The 1,500-nt window shown below is 54.5% G+C and carries 2 protein-coding genes; both read left to right on the top strand.

The annotated features are described in order from the left end of the window. The coding region (locus BSZ39_RS12780; protein WP_187343252.1) for a transposase at window positions 1–249 on the top strand (249 nt) is incomplete at its 5' end. A 49-nt stretch (window positions 250–298) separates the two neighbouring features. Then, window positions 299–1,420 carry an ABC transporter transmembrane domain-containing protein gene (locus tag BSZ39_RS12775; RefSeq protein WP_073717673.1) on the top strand — a complete coding sequence of 374 codons (1,122 nt, stop codon included), beginning with the start codon at window positions 299–301 and terminating at the stop codon, window positions 1,418–1,420. The last annotated feature ends 80 nt before the right edge of the window (window positions 1,421–1,500 follow it).

Raw genomic sequence — 1,500 nt, 5'->3', positions numbered from 1 at the left:
GTCGAGATCCGTCGGGTGATCTGCACGACCAACGCGATCGAGTCGATCAACGCGAGATACCGCAGGGCGGTCCGGGCTCGCGGGCACTTCCCGAATGAGGCCGCGGCGATCAAGTGCCTGTATCTCGTCACGCGGTCGCTTGACCCCAGCGGCGGAGGCCGGGCACGCTGGGTGATGAGGTGGAAGCCCGCGCTGAACGCGCATCCGATCACCTTCGCCGGACGGTTCGAGAGGACCACCCACGAATGAAAACCGCCGGACCCTACACACCGTTCATCGGACAGACCCGGAGGAGACTGTGAAATTTTTGCGTGACGTTATCGGGGGTGCGTGGCGTGTGTCGCCATGGCGGAATTTTCTTATTGTCACGGCCATCATGGTGGCCGCTGTGAGTACCGTTTTAGCTCCTTATGCATTGGGGCAGGGGATTGCGCGTCTAGTTTCGGCTACGAGCAGAGAAGAGTTTGTTACTGATGCGGGTGCAGTTGCTGTTGTATACTCGCTCCTCTGGCTGCTCGGTTCGGCCGCTACCTATGTTGTCTACCCCCTGTACGGGTTGGTTGAACAGAAGTTGCAGTCGGATGTAATGGCTAGGTCGCTACAAGATAGCATTTGTGCTGAGCCGTCTGTGCGCCATCGCTTGGATAACGGGGAGATCTCGTTTGCGATTGACACTGAAGCGGGTGCGTATAGAGATAGTCTTTCCAGCTTGTATCTTTCAATTTTTCCAGCTCTTCTTTCGCTGCTAGCGGGGTTATTTGGCGTGATTTCTGCAAGTTCGTGGGTTGAGGGCCTTATTTTGCTGGTTGCCGTAGTCGCATATATGTTTATCAGTAAACCCCTGATAAGCACCCACCAAAAAGCACAAGCGGCATTCTTTAAGGAGAATATGAGGAGTTTCGGAGTGCTCGGTAATTCTCTGAGCTTATGGAAGGAAGCGACAATATTCCGAGTCCCGGATTTTTTATGCGCCCGTTATCGTAGTGATCGTGCTTCTGTTGAAGATGCCGCGAAGGCCTCTTACGCAGCTACGCGTCGGTTGTATTTGGCGCAAGCTTTCATATTGGCCGTCACCATCTTCGGTTTAGTGTTTTCCATTTCGAATCGAGCCCCCGTTGGTGACGCGAATGTTATCGGAGCAATCATCTCGACGGTTGGGATCGCAGTAGCAGCAATCGGCCCATTGCAATCGGTGGGATTTGGTATCTCTGCATTGGCTGTAGCCATAGCCCAAGAAGGTGAAGCCGGAGAGAAGATTCGCCCGTGCGGCAGAGAAGCGCATAGGGACGTGATGAATTTGCAGCCTCAGGTGGATAAACTTGGAGAGCTGATCTCGAGCGGATTGAATCGGCCTATCTGGGTGCTAGGCGCCAGTGGAGTTGGCAAAACTACGGTTCTCGAGGCGCTGCTAGGTGTATGAGGTCATGACGTTGTCTACACGTTCGTGGACTCGGCTGGCCGGTGGCTGATCTGCACAGGCGGTATGAGGCCGATGATAGT

The sequence above is a fragment of the Bowdeniella nasicola genome (assembly GCF_001907295.1).
GTDB lineage: Bacteria > Actinomycetota > Actinomycetes > Actinomycetales > Actinomycetaceae > Bowdeniella > Bowdeniella nasicola.
This window is presented reverse-complemented; position numbering and strand designations above follow the sequence as displayed.